The sequence below is a fragment of the Acinetobacter lwoffii genome (genome assembly GCF_022967985.1).
In the GTDB taxonomy this organism is placed as follows: domain Bacteria; phylum Pseudomonadota; class Gammaproteobacteria; order Pseudomonadales; family Moraxellaceae; genus Acinetobacter.
Window position 1 is genome coordinate 1 of sequence record NZ_JALJVC010000045.1, and the last position, 5,041, is coordinate 5,041.

The 5,041-nt window shown below is 33.5% G+C and carries 9 protein-coding genes; 7 read left to right on the forward strand and 2 right to left on the reverse strand.

Going from position 1 to position 5,041, the window contains the following annotated elements; genetic code table 11:
- The first annotated feature begins 108 nt into the window (after nt 1-108).
- The 4 genes from MWG72_RS15295 to MWG72_RS15310 all read left to right on the forward strand — a co-directional run bounded on the left by MWG72_RS15295 (nt 109) and on the right by MWG72_RS15310 (nt 2,278).
- On the forward strand, nt 109-678 hold the full coding sequence (locus tag MWG72_RS15295; RefSeq protein ID WP_004733260.1) for a TetR/AcrR family transcriptional regulator: 570 nt from the start codon (nt 109-111) through the stop codon (nt 676-678).
- A complete protein-coding gene (locus MWG72_RS15300; RefSeq protein ID WP_247144422.1) occupies nt 675-1,592 on the forward strand; it encodes a DMT family transporter in 918 nt (305 codons plus the stop codon). Before MWG72_RS15295 ends, MWG72_RS15300 begins: the two co-directional genes overlap by 4 nt.
- 97 nt (nt 1,593-1,689) lie before the next feature.
- Nucleotides 1,690-1,986 (forward strand): type II toxin-antitoxin system RelE/ParE family toxin, encoded by a 297-nt coding sequence (locus tag MWG72_RS15305; RefSeq protein WP_004647749.1) that lies wholly within the window; start codon nt 1,690-1,692, stop codon nt 1,984-1,986.
- Between the two features lies 1 nt (nt 1,987).
- A complete protein-coding gene (locus tag MWG72_RS15310; protein WP_004647750.1) occupies nt 1,988-2,278 on the forward strand; it encodes an addiction module antidote protein in 291 nt (96 codons plus the stop codon).
- A gap of 110 nt (nt 2,279-2,388) precedes the next feature.
- On the opposite strand, the gene MWG72_RS15315 is transcribed toward MWG72_RS15310, so the two are convergent.
- Nucleotides 2,389-2,703, reverse strand: a complete 315-nt coding sequence (locus tag MWG72_RS15315; protein WP_005105962.1) for a putative quinol monooxygenase — start codon at nt 2,701-2,703, stop codon at nt 2,389-2,391.
- 9 nt (nt 2,704-2,712) lie between these two features.
- A complete protein-coding gene (locus tag MWG72_RS15320) occupies nt 2,713-3,306 on the reverse strand; it encodes an NAD(P)H-dependent oxidoreductase (RefSeq protein ID WP_004647752.1) in 594 nt (197 codons plus the stop codon).
- A gap of 149 nt (nt 3,307-3,455) precedes the next feature.
- On the opposite strand from MWG72_RS15320, the gene MWG72_RS15325 reads away from it, so the two are divergent.
- The 3 genes from MWG72_RS15325 (at nt 3,456) to MWG72_RS15335 (ending at nt 5,016) form a co-directional block, all read left to right on the forward strand.
- Nucleotides 3,456-4,346, forward strand: a complete 891-nt coding sequence (locus MWG72_RS15325) for a LysR family transcriptional regulator (protein WP_035334907.1) — start codon at nt 3,456-3,458, stop codon at nt 4,344-4,346.
- A 141-nt stretch (nt 4,347-4,487) separates the two neighbouring features.
- A complete protein-coding gene (locus MWG72_RS15330) occupies nt 4,488-4,733 on the forward strand; it encodes a type II toxin-antitoxin system RelB/DinJ family antitoxin (protein ID WP_000246755.1) in 246 nt (81 codons plus the stop codon).
- Nucleotides 4,723-5,016: a type II toxin-antitoxin system RelE family toxin gene (locus MWG72_RS15335; RefSeq protein ID WP_004647759.1), complete on the forward strand. Its 294-nt coding sequence runs from the start codon at nt 4,723-4,725 to the stop codon at nt 5,014-5,016. The genes MWG72_RS15330 and MWG72_RS15335 overlap by 11 nt, the downstream gene beginning before the upstream one ends.
- The last annotated feature ends 25 nt before the right edge of the window (nt 5,017-5,041 follow it).

A 5,041-nucleotide genomic window follows, 5' to 3' on the forward strand; every position in this document is an offset into this window, starting at 1 on the left:
ATACATTTCGTATAAGGTGTATTATGTTAATTGTAGGGAGGCTTAAAAATTGAATATTCTGTTCTCATCTTATATATTAGGTATATCGGTCTACCTAAATTAAACCTTATGAAAACTGCCAAGCAACGAATTTTAGAAGCAGCCTCGATCCTATTTTATAACGATGGCATAAATAACACTGGAATTAATGCCATTACAGAAAAGGCAAAAGTTGCAAAAATGTCCTTATATAATAATTTCCCTGCTAAATCTCATATAGTTAACTCTTATATTGAGGCTAGACATCAAGAGTGGCTTGATTTATATGCCATTAGAAGTAAGGAAGCACATACTCCTTTAGATAAAATATTAGCAGTTTTTGATGCCTATCAAGATCATGCTGAATTTGCTTATGAAAAGGGTTTTCGAGGATGTGGTCTATTAAATGCAGCTGCTGAATTTCCAGCGAATAGTCCTGAAAGATGGGCTATTAAATTGCATAAAGATGAAATTGAAAACATTATTTCTAATCAGCTTTCTGAGATTTTTCCAAATCAAGATAAAGTTCAAAAAATAGCTTTAATGCTATCTTTTATTCTAGAAGGATCCATTGCTAGAGCAGGTTTAGAAGGCTCAAGTCATAAAATTCAAGCTGCAAAAAGAATCGTCCTTAATATTTTAGAGCAAGAAGTTGTATGAGTAATATGCTTCCTAATGCTTCTAATTACGGATTTATTGCTGTTCTTTTAGCTGCTTTTCTTTGGGGAACTACAGGTATAGCTGCTACGTTTGCTCCAAATCTCAGTCCTCTTGCTATCGGTGCTGCCGCTATGGGTGGTGGTGGTCTTTTACAAGCACTTTTAGCCCGAAAAAGTATTAAAAAGAATTTAATTCACATAGATTCTAATCTTGTTATTTTGATAACAGGAGTCGTTTCTGTCTTTATTTATCCTTTGGCATTTTATTCTTCTATGCATTTAGCTGGGGTAACTATTGGTACTGTTGTTTCAATTGGTACTGCCCCTTTATTTACAGCGCTTTTAGAACGGTTTTTTGATCAAAAAAAACTTTCTATGATTTGTTTTATTAGTTTTATCTTGGGAATTATGGGTGTAATTTTTTTATCTATAGGTGAGTCACACTCACCGATAACCTCAGAAAAAATAACTAATAATGGACAAATTTTAGGAATCATTTTAGGTGCTGTTGCTGGACTAACCTATGCCTTATATTCCTGGGCAGCTAAAAAACTTATAGATCGGGGAATAGATTCAAAAGCCTCTATGGGGCTGATTTTTGGTTTCGCATCGCTTTTATTGTTGCCTACTTTATTCTTTACTGGCTCAAATTTATTTGAACAGAATATAAATATTTATGTCGTAGGCTACATGATGCTTATTCCAATGTTTTTAGGATATGTATTATTTGGCTATGGTTTAAAAACTGTTCCAGCAAGTAAAGCAATTACTTTAACTTTATTTGAGCCTTTAGTTGCTGCAATATTAGCAATAGCATTAGTTGGAGAAAAATTAGCTCCTATTGGCTGGATAGGTATGATTTTTATTTCTTTATGCTTAGCACTCCTTTCTAAAGCCAAAGATTCTTCCATTTAACATAATGGCTGTTATACGAAATTAATGGATGTTCATATAGATTACTTGCATATTGTATTCGATCGAATACAATATAGTGAGAAGAGAAGGAATCCTCATGATTGAAATTAAACGTCTGCCAGAATTTGATGAATGGTTGGATGGCATTAAAGACAATATGACCCGTATCCGCCTGAATCGTCGATTAGATAAGGTTCAACGTGGAAACTGGGGAGACATTAAACCTCTCCAAGATGGCGTTTGGGAAATGAGAGAATTCTTCGGTTCTGGATGGAGGATGTATTACATCCAACATGGTGACGTTGTGATTGTAATGCTTGGTGGTGGAGATAAATCAACTCAACAACAAGACATCGATCGTGCAGTCAAACTATCGAAAACGTTGGAGGATTAAAATGGTTAAAGTAGCTGATTTACCAAGTTTTGATATGGCTGAGTCACTCAAAACTGAAGAAGACATTGTGATTTATCTCAATATGGTTCTTGAAGAGAATGATCCAGCTGAATTAGCTCATGCACTTGGTGTTATTGCTAAAGCTCGTGGCATGACTCAAATCGCTAAAGAAGCAGGGATTGGGCGTGAGGCACTCTACAAAGCCCTACGTCATGATTCAGCACCACGTTTTGATACAATTAATCGTGTAGTAAATGCTTTAGGCTTAAAACTCACAGTACAACACGCCTAACGCTTTAAAAAATATAGTAAAAATGGGAGCTAAAGGCTCCCATTTTTAGATTCCTATAACGTGTATTATGTTAATTTTAGAGAAACTCATAAATGAATATAATAATTTGATTAAAATCCATTCTCTAAAATTCGGATATCAACACCAAGCACATCATCTTTTATCTTAAAGTGATGTTCTTGCATATGTACGGTTGCAAGGTGGGCATCTAAATGTTTGATACTTTTCCATTTTTCCAACATAACGACTGTATTTTTCAATGGCGCCTGATAAGACGCATGACTCTCATGATTAATAAGTAATTCGTAACCAAAACAACCATCTTCTTCAAACACTGTTGGTGTGATCTCCTTGAATGAATTGATTACATGTTGCAGATGCTTTGAACCGGGTTTTACTTTAATTTCAGCAATAATTGTTAACATCATTTACCTCTATATCACTGATGCAGAAAAATTACGGATCAAATGTTGGCGATAGTCATCTTTTATTTGTGGTAAGTTTGGTGCTTTGATGACGTCATGAGCAATAAATGTTGACATGCTTTGCATACCAAGAAACTCATTGGCTTTTCGAAAAGGCAAATAAACCCCATCTACACCTCTCCCCTCAAAAAATTGTTTTGGATCAGTAAATGCTTCAGCAGGTGCATTCCAAGTTAATGACAGCATAAATTTTTTGCCATGCATTAAGCCTCCCGAACCATATTTTTTAGAAGTATCCGAACGTGAACGACCATCATTAGCGTATATATGACCATGACCTTCAGTAAATACATCATCAATATATTTTTTTACTGTCCATGGTGCACCCATCCACCAGCCTGGCATTTGATAAATAATAGCATCAGCCCAAAGATATTTTTTTACCTCCTCTTTTGGATCAAAAGCACTATCAGCACGCGTAACTTTAACTTTATGACCTAATTTGGTTAACACTTCTTCTGCTAAAATTGTCAAGGTATCATTCAATTCACCATTAGAATGAGCAAAAGTTTTAGCACCATTGATAATTAAAATATTATTCATCTTCATCCCAAATTGAATAGAGAAGTACAATATAAATTTAAGATCCATCAACATAAATGCAATTATTAACAAAACATTATTGATTAATTGTTAATAATTAAAATTAATATATAATTAAAAATGATTTTTTATTAATGATTTACTTAGATATGAAATCTACATTTGATGAACTTTTAGTATTTGTTACGATCGCTGATTGTGGCTCTATAGTGAAAACAGCAGAACAATTAAATCAAACAACATCTGCTATCAGTCGCACATTACAACGCCTCGAAAAAAAATTAAATGTTAAATTAATCGAACGTACAACCCGTAGCCTTAATCTTACCTATGATGGAAAAATTTTTTTAGAAAGAGCAAGAAAATTACTTTCTGATTTGAATGAAGCTGAAGAGTTGTTAATTAATCCAGGTACTGAACCTACAGGCTTAATTAAAATAGATTCAGCAACACCGTTTGTATTGCATGTAATTATTCCATTAATACCAGAGTTTATAGAACGATATCCAAAAATCAGTATTGAACTAACTAGTCATGATCATGTAATTGATTTATTAGAGCATAAAATAGATGTTGCTATACGATTTGGTGATCTAGAAGATTCAAGTCTCTATGCAAAATTATTATATAAAAGTCGTTTGTATATCGTTGCTAGCGCTGAATATCTCAAAAAAAATAACTTACCAAAATCTATTATTGAGTTAAATCAACATAGATTATTAGGATTTAGCCATCCTTTGCATTTAAATAATTGGCCAATTTATATAAATGATCAACTATATAAAACTTCACCATCTATTACAGCTTCTAATGGCGAAAGTGTTCGTCAACTTGCTTTACAAGGCGTAGGAATCGCTTGTCTCTCTGAATTTTTAATTTTAAAGGATATAAAAGAAGGTAAATTAATTGCTTTATTTGAAGATGAAATAAAGATTCATGAGCAAAAAATCCATGCTGTCTATTACAAAAAAAATTATATACCTAAGAGAGTTAGATTATTTATTGATTATTTATATGAAAAATTACAACAGCTTAATTAATTTTAAATGGATTTTTCAAACCAAAGTCTGAAAAATCCACCAAATCACTACCCATTTAACATAATGGAGGTTATGCAAAGTCGACTTGTAATGCAATTTGCATTACACTGTTCCTAGTACATTAAATACTTGGGAAATATGATGGCTACTGTTAACTTCAGGATCGATGAAGCCCTTAAAGAAAAATCTTATTCAATCCTTAAAGAGCAAGGTATTGCACCTACGGATTTCTTCACTAGTATTCTTGAGTATGTTGCTACGACTGGGAAACTGCCTGTCAAAAAAGCTTTGCTTTCGGAAGAAGATGAAGAATTATTAGCTCTTGTCCGTAAGCGCATTAATGATCCTAAAGAGATGTTTGAGGAAGTCACATTAGATGACTTATAAGCTTTTACGTCACAAGGACTTTACAGCAGAATGGGAAAAACTCCCTGTTGCTATACGAGATCAATTTAAAAAGAAACTAGCCAAAGCCATAGAGCAGCCACATATTCCAAAGAATATGCTTAGAGGCGATCTTGCAGGTTGCTATAAAATCAAATTATTAAAAGCTGGTGTCCGACTTGTCTATCAAGTTAAAGATGATCAGGTAGTTATCCTGCTCATTACCGTCGGAAAACGAGCTGATAGCATAGTTTATGACGAAGCGAAAAAGCGAATTAAAGACTAAAAATGGGAGCTTATAGCTCCCATTT